At 69.8% G+C, this 14,412-nt stretch carries 16 protein-coding genes; 7 read left to right on the top strand and 9 right to left on the bottom strand.

Annotation, left to right across the window (positions count from 1 at the left end; translation table 11 throughout):
• Positions 1 to 16: 16 nt before the first annotated feature.
• Positions 17 to 544: an EXLDI protein gene (locus AB0H54_RS01705; RefSeq protein ID WP_357342080.1), complete on the bottom strand. Its 528-nt coding sequence runs from the start codon at positions 542 to 544 to the stop codon at positions 17 to 19.
• 175 nt (positions 545 to 719) lie between these two features.
• Here AB0H54_RS01705 and AB0H54_RS01700 point away from each other — a divergent pair, with 175 nt between their 5' ends.
• The 4 genes from AB0H54_RS01700 to AB0H54_RS01685 are packed head-to-tail and all read left to right on the top strand — an operon-like array spanning position 720 to position 5,105.
• Positions 720 to 2,393 (top strand): thiamine pyrophosphate-binding protein, encoded by a 1,674-nt coding sequence (locus tag AB0H54_RS01700; protein ID WP_357342078.1) that lies wholly within the window; start codon positions 720 to 722, stop codon positions 2,391 to 2,393.
• Positions 2,390 to 3,049, top strand: a complete 660-nt coding sequence (locus AB0H54_RS01695) for an SRPBCC family protein (protein WP_357342076.1) — start codon at positions 2,390 to 2,392, stop codon at positions 3,047 to 3,049. Before AB0H54_RS01700 ends, AB0H54_RS01695 begins: the two co-directional genes overlap by 4 nt.
• Before the next feature lie 2 nt (positions 3,050 to 3,051).
• Positions 3,052 to 4,065, top strand: coding sequence for a 3-oxoacyl-[acyl-carrier-protein] synthase III C-terminal domain-containing protein (locus AB0H54_RS01690; RefSeq protein WP_357342074.1), 1,014 nt, complete (start codon positions 3,052 to 3,054; stop codon positions 4,063 to 4,065).
• Entirely contained in the window at positions 4,062 to 5,105 is a 1,044-nt protein-coding gene (locus AB0H54_RS01685) for an aminotransferase class I/II-fold pyridoxal phosphate-dependent enzyme (protein WP_357342072.1), read from the top strand. The genes AB0H54_RS01690 and AB0H54_RS01685 overlap by 4 nt, the downstream gene beginning before the upstream one ends.
• Before the next feature lie 50 nt (positions 5,106 to 5,155).
• Here AB0H54_RS01685 and AB0H54_RS01680 read toward each other — a convergent pair whose 3' ends face one another.
• The 6 genes from AB0H54_RS01680 to AB0H54_RS01655 all read right to left on the bottom strand — a co-directional run bounded on the left by AB0H54_RS01680 (position 5,156) and on the right by AB0H54_RS01655 (position 7,515).
• Positions 5,156 to 5,506 carry a hypothetical protein gene (locus tag AB0H54_RS01680; RefSeq protein WP_357342070.1) on the bottom strand — a complete coding sequence of 117 codons (351 nt, stop codon included), beginning with the start codon at positions 5,504 to 5,506 and terminating at the stop codon, positions 5,156 to 5,158.
• 102 nt (positions 5,507 to 5,608) lie between these two features.
• Positions 5,609 to 6,010 carry a hypothetical protein gene (locus tag AB0H54_RS01675; protein ID WP_357342068.1) on the bottom strand — a complete coding sequence of 134 codons (402 nt, stop codon included), beginning with the start codon at positions 6,008 to 6,010 and terminating at the stop codon, positions 5,609 to 5,611.
• Positions 6,011 to 6,077: 67 nt separating this feature from the next.
• Complete coding sequence (locus AB0H54_RS01670) at positions 6,078 to 6,347, bottom strand: hypothetical protein (RefSeq protein ID WP_357342066.1); 270 nt, start codon at positions 6,345 to 6,347, stop codon at positions 6,078 to 6,080.
• Positions 6,348 to 6,416: 69 nt separating this feature from the next.
• Positions 6,417 to 6,707, bottom strand: a complete 291-nt coding sequence (locus tag AB0H54_RS01665) for a hypothetical protein (protein ID WP_357342064.1) — start codon at positions 6,705 to 6,707, stop codon at positions 6,417 to 6,419.
• A 24-nt stretch (positions 6,708 to 6,731) separates the two neighbouring features.
• A complete protein-coding gene (locus AB0H54_RS01660) occupies positions 6,732 to 7,013 on the bottom strand; it encodes a hypothetical protein (protein ID WP_357342062.1) in 282 nt (93 codons plus the stop codon).
• Positions 7,014 to 7,107: 94 nt separating this feature from the next.
• On the bottom strand, positions 7,108 to 7,515 hold the full coding sequence (locus AB0H54_RS01655) for an SdpI family protein (RefSeq protein WP_357342060.1): 408 nt from the start codon (positions 7,513 to 7,515) through the stop codon (positions 7,108 to 7,110).
• 159 nt (positions 7,516 to 7,674) lie between these two features.
• Between AB0H54_RS01655 and leuS the strand changes: the two genes are divergently transcribed.
• Positions 7,675 to 10,524 carry a leucine--tRNA ligase gene (leuS, locus tag AB0H54_RS01650; RefSeq protein WP_357342058.1) on the top strand — a complete coding sequence of 950 codons (2,850 nt, stop codon included), beginning with the start codon at positions 7,675 to 7,677 and terminating at the stop codon, positions 10,522 to 10,524.
• Between the two features lie 54 nt (positions 10,525 to 10,578).
• Here leuS and AB0H54_RS01645 read toward each other — a convergent pair whose 3' ends face one another.
• Entirely contained in the window at positions 10,579 to 11,370 is a 792-nt protein-coding gene (locus AB0H54_RS01645; RefSeq protein ID WP_357344152.1) for a polysaccharide deacetylase family protein, read from the bottom strand.
• Between the two features lie 262 nt (positions 11,371 to 11,632).
• Positions 11,633 to 12,322, bottom strand: a complete 690-nt coding sequence (locus tag AB0H54_RS01640; RefSeq protein ID WP_357342056.1) for an SDR family oxidoreductase — start codon at positions 12,320 to 12,322, stop codon at positions 11,633 to 11,635.
• Positions 12,323 to 12,513: 191 nt separating this feature from the next.
• Here AB0H54_RS01640 and AB0H54_RS01635 point away from each other — a divergent pair, with 191 nt between their 5' ends.
• Positions 12,514 to 13,017, top strand: a complete 504-nt coding sequence (locus AB0H54_RS01635) for a DUF6069 family protein (protein WP_357342054.1) — start codon at positions 12,514 to 12,516, stop codon at positions 13,015 to 13,017.
• 54 nt (positions 13,018 to 13,071) lie between these two features.
• Entirely contained in the window at positions 13,072 to 14,412 is a 1,341-nt protein-coding gene (locus AB0H54_RS01630; protein WP_357342052.1) for a glycogen debranching protein, read from the top strand.

Genomic DNA, 14,412 nt, shown 5'->3' with positions numbered 1-14,412 from the left:
TCCGGCAGGGCGGGAACTAGATGTCGAGTTCCTCGATCTGCGGGTGGGACTGGATGTCCTCGACCTTGCGGTAGAGCTTGTCGGGGATGCGGCCCTTCAGGTCGCCTACCGCGTCGACGACCTCGTACTCGTAGTCGCCCCAGTCCCAGGGCCGGTCGCCGATGCCGAACATCCGGCGCCAGTACTTCCAGTCCTTCAGATCACCGGCGGCCTCGCCGGTCGGGTAGTCCTTCCACAGCGCCGTGTGCGTGTGCAGCACGAGCTTGCCCTTGCGACTGCGGTAGACCTGCTGGTGCAGCACCCGCTCGTCCCCGACATCGCGCCATTCGCCGAGCAGCGTGCCCTGGAAGCGCACCTGCCGCACGCCGTCGCGGCCCACCTGCAAGACGACCTCGTCGAAGCCGGCCTGGCGGCCTTCCTCCAGGTCGATGAACCGGCGCAGCGCGGCGACCACCGCGCCGGAGATGTTGCCGCCGACGAGCTCCTGCGCCCGCTGGAACAGGGGCAGATCATCGTCGGCTACGTAGATCGTCTTGTTGGGCATGCACTCACTATACGTAGATGTATACGTACACACAAGGGGTGGATCTCACCCACCCTCTGAACCGGGGTCGAAGCCACGCCGTATTCCTCGTGTACGCGACGTTCCGTCCGCCGGTACCCGCTGGTCAGACCGGGTGCCGACCGATGGACGCAGCACGCGAGGAAAAGGAGGGCCGATGCCGGACAGAGTGGTCGACTACCTCGTCGACGCGGTATCCGGACTGGGGGTCACGCATCTCTTCGGCGTCGACGGCGCCAATATCGAAGACCTGTACGACGCGATCTTCGACGCGGGTGGACGCCCGGCGGGCATCGTCGCCAAGCACGAGTTCTCGGCGGCCACCATGGCCGACGGATACGCGCGCAGCACCGGCGGTCTCGGCGTCGTGGTCGCGACCTCCGGCGGCGGGGCGATGAACCTGGTCGCCGGGCTCGCCGAGTCCTTCGCGTCCCGGGTGCCCGTGCTCGCGCTGATCGGCCAGCCGCCGACCACGCTGGAAGGCCATGGGGCGTTTCAGGATTCGAGTGGGCTGGCCGGGTCGATCGATGCCACCGCGCTGTTCTCGGCGGTGAGCCGATACTGCGCGCGCGTCACCGATCCGGCCGAGCTGCCCGACCAGTTCGCGGCGGCCGTCGCTGCCGCCGAGGGTGGCGGGCCCGCCGTGCTGCTGATCCCCAAAGATGTCCAGCAGCAGTCGATGCCGGACCCGGTGCCGCGACCGAGCCGGGTCGAGGTCACCGTGGCGCCGGTGCTCGACGCCCTCGTCGACGAGCTGGCCGACGCCCGGCGCACCGGCAAGATCGTCATCGTCGCGGGCGATCAGGTCGCCCGCGACGACGCTCGCGCCGAACTCGCCGAGCTGGTCACCGCGCTCGACGCCTCGATCGGCCTGGCACCCGACGCCAAAGACGTCTACCCGAACACCGGACCCGGCTACCGCGGCGTCGCGGGCAGCATGGGGCACGCCGAACTCGCCGAAGCGCTGGCGACGGCGAGCGCGTGCCTGCTGATCGGCACGCGACTGCCCGTCACCGCCGCCGCGGGCCTGGACGCGGCACTCGCCGACGTCACCGTCCTCAGCATCGGCGCGCTGCCGCCCTATCCGGCCGCGCACCACACCACGACCACCGACCTCGCCGCGACCATCAGCGACCTGCTGACCCGCGTCGACGGCACCCCCACCCACACCGATCCCCCGGCCGACCCGACCCCGATGACGGTGCCCGACGCCGCCGGACCCGGTCTGCGCTACCGCACCGTCGTCGAAGCCATTCAGCGTGAATTGCCTTCCGGCGCAGATATTTTCGCCGACGCCGGTAACACCGGGGCCAGCGTGGTGCATTACCTGAGGGTGCCCGAGGGTGGACGGTTCGTCGTCGCCCTCGGGATGGGCGGCATGGGCTACGCGTTCGGCGCGGGCATCGGCTCCGCCTTCGCCCGGCACGACGCCGCCGACGGCCCGCATCGCACGATCGTGATCGCCGGCGACGGTTCCTTCTACATGCACGGCATGGAACTGCACACCGCCGTGGAGCACGACCTGCCGATCACCTTCGTGGTGTTCAACAACAACGCGCACGCCATGTGCGTCACCCGCGAACAGCTCTACTACCGGGATCGCTACAGCTTCAACCGATTCCACCCCGCACATCTGGGAGCGGGCATCGCCGCCATGTTCCCCGGGCTGCCCGCCCGCACCGTCGACGAACCCGGTGACCTCACCGCCGCCCTGCGCGACAGTTTCACCGCCACCGGCCCCTCGTTCCTCGAAATCCTCTGCGACCCCGACGAAATACCGCCCTTCCTGCCCTTCCTGTCGACTATCGACGCCTCGAGGAGTACCCCGTGACAACCAGCGCCCTGCCCGCACTCAGCGATATCCCCGACGAGGTGATCCCCGGCGTCCTGCGCATCGAGAATTCCGATCGGGAGGCGACGACCCCGATCATCATGGACATGCTCCGGTCGGTGTATCCGCACGACCAGATCTACGGCGACTTCTGCCCCGTGCAGACCTATATCGCCGCACCGCCGCGCGAGGTCTTCGAATACCTCGCCGACACCCGCTCGCTGGAGGAATGGACCTACAGCCTGCGCGGATTCACCGAGACCGACGAACCGGGACTGTGGCTGTCCTACGACCGGCTCGGCGACGCGACCAAGTGTTTCACCAGGACCGTCGCCCATGCCGACGCCATGACCGTGGACTACCACTGCGCCTGGGACCAGTCCGCGCACCTGTGGATGATCTACCTGATGCGGGTCGTCGACGCTCAGGTGGTGTTCAACAAGCCGGGGTCGGTGGTGCTGTGGGTCAACTGCAAGCACCCCTTCTACGACGAGAACGGTTATCCGGAGACCGCGCCGCCCAAGCGGCCGGTGTGGGTCGGTGATTTCTGGGAGATGTTCTCCGCGGGACACCAATTGGAGCTGGACAACCTCAAAGCCATCTGTGAATACCGCGCGGCTCACGGGCTGCCGATCAAGCCGGAGTGGATGCAGTGAACATGCCCCCTGTGAGTCTGGTCGACGTCGCGAGCTATCTGCCCGGCGACCCGGTCCCGACCGAATACTTCACCCAGTTCTCCCGTTCGGAGCGCATGGCCAAGAACGTGATGTTCCGGTCGCCGACCGGCCGCCATCACATCACCCGCGACGAAACCGCCGTCGATATGGCCGAAAAGGCCTTCGCCCCGCTGCGCGAACGCCACGGCGACGAGCTGGTGGCCGAGATCGACATCATCATCACCCACACCCAGCTGCCCGACAATCCGGTGCTGGGCGCGGGCCCCGAGCTGGCCCGGCGCCTCGGCGCGACGCCGTCGCACGTCCTGGACGTGCACAACGGTGGCTGCGCGGCGTTCGTGCACATGATGGCGATGGCCCGGATGATCATGGCCACCAGCGACGCCAAGACCGCGCTGATCGTCGCCGCGCAGAACTGCGCGGGTCCGGTGTTCACCCAGCCCGACATCCGCAAGCTCGCGCAGGCGCCGGTGCCCGGCGACGGCTGCGGCATCGGGCTGCTGCGCAAGGACGATTCGGCGCCGATCCTCGACATCGAATGCCGCACCTATCCCGAGTTCGCCGGTGACATGGACTTCTCCACCAACGGTCCGCGCAAGTACTGGGAGCCGGGCGAGGGGCAGGGCTGCGTGAGCTTCACCGAATCGAAGATCACCAAGGTGTTCGCGCGCGGGAACCGGCTCGTGCCCGAGGTGGCGCTGGCGGTGTGCGATCACATCGGGGTGAAGGGCCGCGACATCGACACCTTCGTCACCAATCAGCCCAATCGGCTGTTCCTGCGCAACTGGCACGACGCGCTGGAACTGCCCGCCGAACGTCATCCCGACACCTTCGACCAGTGCGGAAACCTGTTCGCCGCGGGCATTCCGGTGACCCTGGATATCGAGAACCGGGCGGGCCGGCTGCGCAACGGCTCGGTGGTGCTGCTGTCGGCGTTCGCGCACGCCGGTGATTTCGCCGGCGCGGCCGCCGTGCGCTGGGGCGCGGCGCGATGACCACTCGCCTCGCGGAACCGACGATCCCCTCCCGTCGGTTCCGCACCTCGGCCACGCCGATGCTGTTCGACCTCTCGCTCAGCGAGAACCCGTTCCCACCATTGCCTTCGGTGGTCACGGCGGTGAACGACACGCTCGCCCAGGCGAATCGGTATCCGGAGTTCCTGCCCGAACAGCTGCCCCGGATCATCGCCGAGCGCCTCGGCGTTCGGCCCGAACAGGTCGTGGTCGGCGCCGGTGCCACCGGGGTCGCCCAGCAGGTGATGCGGGCATTGTCCGGCGGTGAACTCGTCACCAGCACACCCACTTTCGACGGGTACCAGATGCTGGCCGACATGACCGGGATGACGCTGGTCCCGGTGCCGCTCGACGCCATGGGCGAACAGGATCTGACCGCCCTGCGCCGCGCGGTGAACCGGCACACCGCGCTGGTCGTGCTGTGCAGGCCGCACAACCCGACCGGAACGGTGCTCGACGCGGGCGCGGTGCGCTCGTTCCTGTCCGCGCTCCCCCGCCGGGTACCGGTGCTGCTGGACGAGGCGTACGTCGAATTCCTCGACCCGGCCGACCGCCTCGACCTGCACGCCCTGCTGAACCGATCCCCGAATCTGCTGATCCTGCGCACTTTTTCGAAGGCCTACGGTTTGGCAGGGCTGCGCATCGGCTATTGCGTCGGCCGGGGCGAGCTGATCGATCGCATTCGGCGTCAGCAGCTGCCCTTCGGCATCGGCACCGCGGCCGTCGCGGCGGTGCGCGCCGCCTACGCCGCCGACGACGAGCTGCACGACCGCATCCAGCGGATCAACCAGGAGCGCGACGCTCTCCGAACGGTGTTGCGCACCTGCGGCATCGACGCCTATCGCAGCCACGCCAACTTCCTGTATCTGCCCGGCCCCGGCGTGGCCACCGCATTGCGGAGGGCGGGCATCAAGGCCAAGTCCTATCCGGACGGCAGCGCCCGGATCGCCGTCGGCGATCCTCTGGCGGGCCGGGCCGTGCACGCGGCCCTGATCGGCCTGCGCGGAGCGGTCGGCCGATAGACGGATGACCTGGTGGCACCCCTTCGCCACCAGGTCATCCACCGCCGAAGTCAGCTGCCCCCACCGCAACTGCTCGAACTTCCCCCACCACAACTGCTGGAGCTACCTCCACCGCAGCTGCTGGAGCTACCGCTGCTGCAACTGCTCCAGCTGCTCGACCCCGAGTCGCTGCCACCCGACCAGCTGCTCGACCCGGAGTCGGTCCAGCCGCTACCACTGGACCAGCTCCCGCCTGCCCGCTGTCGCGTCCGGTTGCGCACCTGCCGGTTCCGCCGCTGCTGCGGCGACTCGGTCGCCGCCCGGACGATCGCCACGATGATCAGCACCGGCACCATCACGAACATCGCGATTCCGATGATGACGATGACGCCCGCGAAGACGGTCACGATCAACTCGCTCATGGATCCACCCCTTTCGGCCTGGTGTGTCGATACCGAAGGTAAGACCGCCCCCTTGCAATCCCCTTTCGACCGACCTGCACCCCGGCCGACGAGTCGGCAGGCTCAGCCGCCGCCCCCACCACCGCCGCCACAGCCGCCACCACCACCGCCGCCGCCACAGCCGCTTCCACCGCCGCCACAGCCGCCGCTACTGCCACCACCACCATCGCCGCCGGTGGTGTCCCCGAGATCGCTGCCGTTGCTGCCTCCGCCGCCTCCCTGGCTCACGCCACCGACGGTGGCCGTCCCACGAGTGCGCCCGGCGGACTCACCCGCCCGCCACCCGGCAGCGCGCTGTCCGGCCCCCGAGGCTGATCCGAACATCGAGCCCTCGCGACGGACATCGCGGATACCGCCGACCAGAATCACCCCGGCGATGGCGAACAGCGGAAGACCGGCCATGAGTGATTTCCCGACCACCGTCGCACCGATCACGGCCAGCAACAACGCGGAGACGAAGAACATATCGAACCCCCCAATGAGTTCTGATCCAGTTGTACCCCGGGGTGATTCCCCCGAAACGGCGGCAGTCTCAGCCGCCGCCCCCGCAACCGCCGCCACCACATCCGCCGCCACCGTCCCCGCCGTCGAAGAAGCCCGCGAACCAGGCGCCACCACCGGCATGACTGGACCGGCGCCGCTTGCGCTTACGGGACTTCGTCGGGCGGAACGCGATACGGAAGATTCCGTAGCAGGCCAGTGCCAGGGCGACGGCGAACACGGCGAGAGCGGCGATCACCGAGGTGCCGCTGAACACGGTCGTGCTGAGGGCGACGACGAACGCCGCGACGATGTACCGCACGACACGGCCTCAGCCCTCGCTGCCGGGATCGGCAGCCACGAACATTTCCATGTGATCCCCCCGGATCGATCATTCGCTACCGCCACCGCAGCCACCCGACGACCCACCGTCGTCGTGACCGCTGTCCTCGTCACGCAACTTGCGCAGCGTGCGCGACGCGCTGGTCAGCCCGTCCGCGCTCGCGCCCCACACCCAGCGCGCGGGCTGCCCACGCCGGGCGACCCGGCGCGGACGGTGGCGCACACCCACCATCACCAGCAGCGCGGCGGCGACGCCGAGCAGCGCGATACCGGCGACCGGTACGAAGCCGAGCGCGATCGCACCGACGAGAACGAGCAGCACCGCCGCACCGAGCACCATGGCAGGCCCTCCGACCGCGCGCGGTCAGCTACCGCCGCCGCACCCGCCACCGCCACAGCCGCCGCCACCCCCACCGTCGCCATGGCCCGAGTCACCACCACCACCGGCGATCCAGAAGCCACCGGCACCCGCCGCCCCGGACCCCGCGCCCCAGCCCCGCCCCGCTGTGGACCCACCACGCGAAGCACGCACCCAGCCGACGACGAGCAGCACCACCGCGAGCACGAGCAGTGCGATGCCGATGCTCGGCGAGACGATGGTGGTGACGAGGCCGATCAAGGCCAACAGCAGAGCGGAAAAGATCAACCGCATGATTCCCCCCGGAAATCGAGTCCTGCCTCCGTTGTACCGGAACGACAGGACAACGGCCAGGGCGAATACCCGGCGGGTGCGGGTGGGGTCAGCTGGCGGGGGCGCAGGTGTCGCGGAGGGAGCAGCCGCCGCAGGAGGAGCCGCAGCCGCCGACGGGGGCGGGCGGGAGGAGGGGTTCGACGGCGCGGGCCGCGGCGTTGGCGCCTGCGCCCAGGGTGAAGATGGCGATCACGGCGACCACGACGGCCACGCCGAGGGCCGGGAGACCGCCCGCGACCAGGGCCACCAGGCCGCCGGCGAACAGCAGGGCGCCTGCGCCGACGGAGGTCGGGGCGGCGATGCGGTTGGCGATGCGGAAATTGTCGTCGCTGTGCAGGGCGGCCTCGGTGGTGACACCGAGGAAGCGGTTGCGGGGCAGTTTGCCGATCAGTCCGAGCACGCCGGTCACGATGGCGACCGCGGCCAGCGCGAACAGCAGGAGAGCGACGACGACCATTCCTGCAGGCTAGCGCACCACCGTCGGGGCCGGATCGCGCGCTCCCCGCCGAGGTGACCGCCCACACACCGCAGTGCCCGTGGGAAATCACCTGGCATCGACGTTCTACCCTGTTAGACGATGTTTACCGGGGATCGGCGAGAACAAGAAGGCAGGACCGTGCAGGACACTCGTGCAACCGAGAGTGACGTACCTCAGCACCGGTACAACGCCGAGCTGGCTGGGCGGATCGAGCGGCGCTGGCAGCAGAACTGGACCGAGCGCGGCACCTTCCACGCGCCCAACCCGGTCGGCCCGCTCGCCGGCGCGACGCCCGCGGACAAGCTGTTCATCCAGGACATGTTCCCGTTCCCCTCGGGCGCGGGCCTGCACGTCGGCCACCCGCTGGGCTACATCGCCACCGATGTGTTCGGCCGCTACCACCGCATGCACGGCCGCAACGTGCTGCACGCGCTGGGCTACGACGCCTTCGGCCTGCCCGCCGAGCAGTACGCGGTGCAGACCGGCGCGCACCCCCGGGTGACCACCGAGTCCAACATCGCCACCATGCAGCGCCAGCTGGACCGGCTGGGCCTCGGCCACGACCCGCGGCGGTCCTTCGCCACCACCGACCCGGAGTACTACCGGTGGACGCAGTGGATCTTCCTGCGCATCTACAACGCCTGGTACGACCAGGAGGCCGGTAAGGCCCGCCCGATCGCCGAGCTGGAACAGCAGTTCGCCACCGGCGCCCGCCCCGTGCCCGACGGCGGCGACTGGAACGCGCTGACGGCCGCCGAGCGCGGCGCGCTGCTGGACTCGTATCGCCTGGTGTACCAGTCGGATTCGATCGTCAACTGGTGCCCCGGTCTGGGCACCGTGCTGTCCAACGAAGAGGTCACCGCCGACGGCCGCAGCGAGCGCGGCAACTTCCCGGTGTTCCGTAAGCGCATGTGGCAGTGGATGATGCGGATCACCTCCTATGCCGATCGCCTGGTCGACGACCTGGACACGCTGGACTGGCCGGACAACGTGAAGTCCATGCAGCGCAACTGGATCGGCCGCTCGCGCGGCGCGCAGGTGCGCTTCGACGCGCCCGACGGCGAGCAGATCGAGGTCTTCACCACCCGCCCCGACACCCTGTTCGGCGCGACCTACGTGGTGCTGGCCCCCGAGCACGAGCTGGTCGACAAGCTGACCGCCGCCGCCTGGCCGGACAGCACCGTCGCCGCCTGGACCAACGGCGGCGCCGCGAACCCGGTGGAAGCCGTCGCGGCGTACCGCAAGTCGATCGCGGCCAAGACGGATCTGGAGCGCCAGGAGAACAAGGAGAAGACCGGCGTCTTCCTCGGCTCCTACGCCACCAACCCGGCCAACGGCAAGCAGGTGCCGATCTTCATCGCCGACTACGTGCTGAGCGGCTACGGCACCGGCGCGATCATGGCCGTGCCCGGCCACGACCACCGCGACTGGGACTTCGCCACCGCGCTGGAGCTGCCGATCATCGAGGTGATCGACGGCGGTGACGTCACCGAGGCGGCGCACGCGGGCGAGGGCAAGCTGATCAACTCCGGCTTCCTCGACGGCCTGGCGGTCGACGAGGCCAAGGCGACCATGATCGGGCACCTGGAGGCCGAGGGCCACGGCACCGGCACCGTCCAGTACAAGCTGCGCGACTGGCTGTTCGCCCGGCAGCGCTACTGGGGCGAGCCGTTCCCGATCGTCTACGACGCCGACGGTGTCGCGCACGCGCTGCCGGAATCCATGTTGCCCGTGGAACTCCCGGAGATGGAGGACTTCGCGCCGGTCACCTTCGACCCCGACGACGCGAACTCCGAGCCGTCCCCGCCGCTGGCCAAGGCCACCGACTGGGTCTCCGTGGAACTGGACCTGGGCGACGGGCCCAAGCGGTACCGCCGCGACACCAACGTCATGCCCAACTGGGCCGGTAGCTCCTGGTACCAGCTGCGCTACGCCGACCCGACCAACGCCGAGACGTTCTGCGCCGAGGAGAACGAGAAGTACTGGCTGGGCCCGCGCACGGCCGAGCACGGCGCGAACGATCCGGGCGGTGTCGACCTGTACGTCGGCGGCGTCGAGCACGCGGTGCTGCACCTGCTGTACGCGCGGTTCTGGCAGAAGGTGCTGTTCGACCTGGGTGACGTGTCCGGCAGCGAGCCCTACCGCCGCCTGTACAACCAGGGCTACGTGCAGGGCTACGCCTACACCGACGAGCGCGGCGCGTACGTGCCCGCCGCCGAGGTCGTCGAGCGCGACGCCAAGTTCTTCTGGACCGGCGCCGACGGCGTCGAGATCGAGGTGAACCAGGAGTACGGCAAGATCGGCAAGTCGCTGAAGAACGCCATCTCCCCCGACGAGATGTGCGATCTGTACGGCGCCGACACCTTCCGCTTCTACGAGATGTCGATGGGTCCGCTGGACACCTCGCGGCCGTGGGCGACCAAGGACGTCGTCGGCGCGCACCGCTTCCTGCAGCGGGTGTGGCGCCTGGCGATCGACGAGGAGACCGGCGCGGTGAAGGCCACCGACGCGGCCCCCTCGGACGAGACCCTGCGCCTGGTGCACCGCACCATCGCCGGCGTCGACGAGGATCTGGCCGCGCTGCGCGACAACACCGCGGGCGCCAAGCTGATCGAGCTGACCAACCACCTCACCAAGAAGTACCCCGACGGCGCCCCGCGCGCGGCCGTGGAGCCGCTGGTGCTGATGCTGGCTCCGCTCGCCCCGCACATCGCCGAGGAACTGTGGGAACGCCTGGGGCACACCACTTCCCTGGCCCACGGCCCCTTCCCGATCGCCGATCCCGCGCTGCTGGTCGCCGATTCGGTGGAGTACCCGATCCAGGTGAAGGGCAAGGTGCGCAGCCGGATCCAGGTGCCCGCCGACGCCGACCCGGCCACCATCGAGGCCGCCGCGCTGGCCGACGAGAAGGTCGTCGCGCTGCTCGAGGGTCAGGCCCCGCGCAAGGTGATCGTGGTGCCGGGCAAGATGGTCAACATCGTCCCGTAGCCGTGAACGACGAAGCGCCCCGGTTCTTCTCGGACCGGGGCGCGTTCGCGTAGATCAGGCCTGGACCTGGAGGACGTCGTCGAGCGTCACCAGCGCGAGGTTGCGCTCCCTGATGATGTCGACCAGCTGGCTGTAGCAGCGGGTGACCGGCGGGAAGTTCGCGTGGCCGATGACGATCGTCTGCGCCGCGAAGTACTTCTGCGCGCACTCGATCAGGTACTCCTCGGTGATCAGGCCCGAGTCCGACAGCGAGCCGTACCACATGGCGGGCACGGTGTAGCCGAGGTCGGCGGCGATCTTGTCGACGGTGGCGTTGTGATAGCCGAACGGCGGCCGGTAGAACGGGGTGCCGTCGACACCGAAGTTGTTGCGCAGGAAGGTCTTCGTGCGGCCGATCTGGTCGGCCACGGCGCTCTCGCCGATCTTGGTGAGCGCGGCGTGGTCCCAGGTGTGGTTGCCGAGCTGGATCTGGCCCGACTCGACCAGCGGGCGCAGCGCGGCGCGGTGGATCGTCCAGGACTCGTAGTAGCCGGTGACGAAGAAGGTGAAGCGGGCGCCGGTGTCCTTGGCCCACTGCACGTAGGCGCCGACCACCTCGGGGCTGGCGCCGTCGTCGACCGTGAGCGCCATGCTGGAGCCGGGACCGGGCAGCGCGGTGATGGTCTTGGCCGGGATGATCGACTTCGGCCCGCCGGGTGGCGGCAGGAGCTGCGGCTTGGCCGGAGCGGTCGGCACGGACGGCGGAGCGGGGATCTCGCCGGCCGAGCCCGCGTCGACGGCCTCGCCCTCGGCGGTCGCACAGCCGGTCAGCGCCACCGCGCCACCGGCGGCGAGCAACGCCAGCATTCGACGTCTGTCCACTTTCGATAACCCCTACTCGAAACAGGTGCACCGCGGAACGCCGGGCACGACTCACAAACAGCGGGACCGTACCCACCGAATCCGGCGAACAGCTGAACCGGCGGGCACACGCGGGCGAACGGCGGCGGACCCCCGGCCGCATCGTTCACACGAGAAGCGAGGCTACCGAATCAGCCGCTTCCGCGCCGGGTCGGGCGCAGGCTGATCGCAAACACCGCCGTCACCGCAGGAGGGGCATCAGTCCTGGTCAGCGTGGTCGCAGCACGATTTCGGTGGGGTGCCCGTCGACAGGGGTGTCGATCGCGGTGCGGACCGCGCGCGCGACCGTCTCGGCGGTGAGGAATTCCTCGGGGCGGTACTCGCGGCCCTCGTCGGCGACGATCGCGCGCTGCATATCGGTGTCGATCCGGCCGGGGAAGATCGAGGTCACCCGCAGGGCGGGCTCTTCCAGGCGCAGCGCGTCGGCGAAGGCGCGCAGGCCGAACTTGCTGGCCGCGTAGGAACCCCAGCCGGGATTGGCGCGCAGGCCCGCACCCGAATTGATCAGCACCACATGGCCGTTCGCGGCGCGCAGGGCGGGCAGCAGCAGCCGGGTCAGCTCGGCGACCGCGATCAGGTTCACTTCGAGCGTGGTTCGCCACTGCTCGACCGAGGACTCGGCGACGGTGCCGAGGTCGGCGACGCCGGCGTTGTGCACCAGCACGTCGAGCCGCTCGATGCGCTCGGCCGCCGCGGCGACCGCCGGATAGTCGGTCAGCGGTACAGGCCAGCCGGTGGCGGTGGGCAGTTCGGCCAGGATCGGGGCGAGCGAGCCGGCCGAGCTCGCTCCGAGCAGCAGCTCGTGGGTCGGCGCGAGATCACGGGCGATCGCCGCGCCGAGGCCACGGCTCGCGCCGGTGATGAGGGCGGTCGGGGCGGGTGTACTGGTCACCGTCATGCGTCCCACGCTAACCGGCCGCGCCGGGCGCTCGGCCGCCCGAACACCGCACCAACGCCGCCGATCCACCGCCTTCCCGCCGCGCCCGGCGGCATTCCGCATTCCTGGCGAACCCGGCGAATCGACCGCCCGCGCTCGACGCCACCGCCGTTTCGGCGCAGATCAGCCGCCGACGCTAGTACCGTCGAACCATGACTGATCCCCGGTACAACTACGGACCAGCGAACCCGCAGTATCCCCAGGGGCAGGAGCAGCCGCCCGAGCCGAAGATCAATATCGGCAAACTGTGGGCAGGCGGCATCGGCACCGCCGTGGTCGCCGCGCTGCTGGCCGTCGTCGCGATCATGCTGGTGCGCGGAGTTCTCGGCATCGCGATCCTCGCGCCCGAGGGCGCCGGCGCCTACGGCACGGTGTCCACCACGTCCTACGCGGTGGCCGCGGCGGGCGCGGCGCTGCTGGCGACGGCCCTGCTGATGGTGCTGCTGCTGGCCATGCCGAGCCCGCTGACCTTCTTCACCTGGATCTGCCTGCTCGTCACCGCCGTCGCGGTGATCCTGCCGTTCACCCTGGTCGCCGACATGGACGCCAAGATCGCGACCGCGGCGATCAATCTCGTCCTCGGCCTGTGCATCACCACGATGCTCGATTCGGTCGGCTCGGCGGCGCAGAACGACCCGCGTCAAGTGGGGTACTGACCGTCACAGCCGTGCCGGGATGCCATCCGGCCTGGTCGGTCGCAGAATAGACAGATGACAGACCCAGGGTTCACCTCCACGCAGCTCGCGGCCCGCGCCGCCTATCTCCTGCGCGGCAACGACCTGGGCACGATGACCAGCGCCGCGCCCCGCCTCTACCCGCACATGTGGAGCTGGGACGCGGCGTTCGTCGCGGTGGGGCTGGCCCCGCTGAGCGTGGAGCGCGCCGTCGTCGAACTCGACACGCTGCTGTCGGCGCAGTGGAAGAACGGGATGATCCCGCACATCGTCTTCGCCAACGGCGTCGACGGCTATTTCCCCGGACCGGCCCGCTGGGAATGTCGCAGGCTGGCCGCCAACGCGCCGGACGGGCCGGATACCTCCGGCATCACCCAGCCGCCGGTGCACGCCATCGCGGTGCAGCGCATCCTCGATCACTCCCGCAGGCACGGCCGCTCGACCAGGGCCGTCGCCGAGGAGTTCCTGAACCGCCGCTGGCCGGATCTGGTGCGCTGGCACCGCTGGCTCGCGCACGCCCGCGACCCCAAGGAAACCGGGCGCGTCACGCTGTACCACGGCTGGGAGTCCGGGATGGACAACTCCCCGCGCTGGGACCGCGCCTACGCCAATGTGGTCCCCGGCGACGATCTGCCGCCGTACCGGCGCGCCGACACCACCATCATCTCCGACCCCACCCAGCGCCCGAGCGACCGCGAGTACGACCGCTACCTGTGGCTGGTCGAGCAGATGCGGCGGGCGAACTACGACGACTACCAGCTCACCTCGGTGATGAGCTTCGCCGTCGAGGACGTGTTCGTCTCGGCGATCTTCGCGCTGGCCTGCGAGGTGCTGGCCGACATCGGCGAGGAGTACAAGCAGCCGCACGCCGACGTCCGCGAGCTGCACGGCTGGGCCGACCGATTCCGCACCGGCGTCGTGGCCACCACCGACGAACGGACCGGCGCCGCACGCGATTACGACGTGCGGCTGCAACGCTGGATCGGCACCGAGACGCTGGCGATGTTCGCGCCGCTGCTCTCGGGTGGGCTGCCGAGGTCCGCCGAGCGCGCCCTGCTCAACACGTTCGAAGGCCCGCGCTTCTGCGGCCACCCGGACCTGCGCTACGCGCTGCCGCCGTCGACCTCACCGGTGTCCAAGGACTTCCGCCCGCGCGAGTACTGGCGCGGCCCGGTCTGGCCGGTGATGAGCTGGCTGTTCTCCTGGGCGTTCGCCCGCCGCGGCTGGGCCGAACGCGCCTACATGCTGCGCGCGGAGGGACTGCGCCAGGCCAGCGACGGCAGCTTCGCCGAGTACTACGAACCGTTCACCGGCGCGCCGCTGGGCAGCATGCAGCAATCCTGGACCGCCGCTTCGGTTCTCGACTGGCTCGGCTGA

This window comes from Nocardia sp. NPDC050718 (genome assembly GCF_040654235.1).
In the GTDB taxonomy this organism is placed as follows: Bacteria; Actinomycetota; Actinomycetes; order Mycobacteriales; family Mycobacteriaceae; genus Nocardia.
This window is presented reverse-complemented; position numbering and strand designations above follow the sequence as displayed.

What these genes read in the sequence shown, in the direction of transcription:
- AB0H54_RS01705 (WP_357342080.1), bottom strand. Translation starts at nt 544, where the DNA reads ATGCCCAACAAGACGATCTACGTAGCCGACGATGATCTGCCCCTGTTC.
- AB0H54_RS01700 (WP_357342078.1), top strand. Translation starts at nt 720, where the DNA reads ATGCCGGACAGAGTGGTCGACTACCTCGTCGACGCGGTATCCGGACTG.
- AB0H54_RS01690 (WP_357342074.1), top strand. Translation starts at nt 3,052, where the DNA reads ATGCCCCCTGTGAGTCTGGTCGACGTCGCGAGCTATCTGCCCGGCGAC.
- AB0H54_RS01685 (WP_357342072.1), top strand. Translation starts at nt 4,062, where the DNA reads ATGACCACTCGCCTCGCGGAACCGACGATCCCCTCCCGTCGGTTCCGC.
- AB0H54_RS01680 (WP_357342070.1), bottom strand. Translation starts at nt 5,506, where the DNA reads ATGAGCGAGTTGATCGTGACCGTCTTCGCGGGCGTCATCGTCATCATC.
- AB0H54_RS01675 (WP_357342068.1), bottom strand. Translation starts at nt 6,010, where the DNA reads ATGTTCTTCGTCTCCGCGTTGTTGCTGGCCGTGATCGGTGCGACGGTG.
- AB0H54_RS01665 (WP_357342064.1), bottom strand. Translation starts at nt 6,707, where the DNA reads ATGGTGCTCGGTGCGGCGGTGCTGCTCGTTCTCGTCGGTGCGATCGCG.
- AB0H54_RS01655 (WP_357342060.1), bottom strand. Translation starts at nt 7,515, where the DNA reads ATGGTCGTCGTCGCTCTCCTGCTGTTCGCGCTGGCCGCGGTCGCCATC.
- AB0H54_RS01645 (WP_357344152.1), bottom strand. Translation starts at nt 11,370, where the DNA reads ATGCTGGCGTTGCTCGCCGCCGGTGGCGCGGTGGCGCTGACCGGCTGT.
- AB0H54_RS01640 (WP_357342056.1), bottom strand. Translation starts at nt 12,322, where the DNA reads ATGACGGTGACCAGTACACCCGCCCCGACCGCCCTCATCACCGGCGCG.
- AB0H54_RS01635 (WP_357342054.1), top strand. Translation starts at nt 12,514, where the DNA reads ATGACTGATCCCCGGTACAACTACGGACCAGCGAACCCGCAGTATCCC.
- AB0H54_RS01630 (WP_357342052.1), top strand. Translation starts at nt 13,072, where the DNA reads ATGACAGACCCAGGGTTCACCTCCACGCAGCTCGCGGCCCGCGCCGCC.